We start from the raw sequence: 239 nt of genomic DNA, 5'->3' as shown, positions 1-239 counted from the left end.
CTTATAACCTTGTTCTGCAGCTTATTAAGCCTGAATGTATTGCCAAGCAAGCACTAAAATAGTCGCTGCCACTGTCCAAGCGACGACGCCTAGTAGCAATGCCTTATACAAGCTGACATAACTGATGCTAAAAAACACCACAAAAGTATAAATAAGATGCGGGATGACACCAAGCATACTAAATATCAATGCCACTCTTAGATCCGCGGCACTACGCTCAGTACCAACGATGAAATGAC

1 protein-coding gene is annotated in these 239 nt (G+C 42.7%); it reads right to left on the bottom strand.

Going from position 1 to position 239, the window contains the following annotated elements; all coding sequences use genetic code 11:
• Window positions 1–24 precede the first annotated feature (24 nt).
• A partial coding sequence (locus AAEY97_RS21505; protein WP_351001432.1) for a GlpM family protein occupies window positions 25–239 on the bottom strand: 215 nt, incomplete at its 5' end.

The sequence above is a fragment of the Shewanella sp. TB7-MNA-CIBAN-0143 genome, from assembly GCF_040310065.1.
In the GTDB taxonomy this organism is placed as follows: Bacteria; Pseudomonadota; Gammaproteobacteria; order Enterobacterales; family Shewanellaceae; genus Shewanella.
The sequence above is the reverse complement of the archived record's forward strand: the minus strand, read 5'-3'. Positions and strand labels throughout refer to the sequence as shown.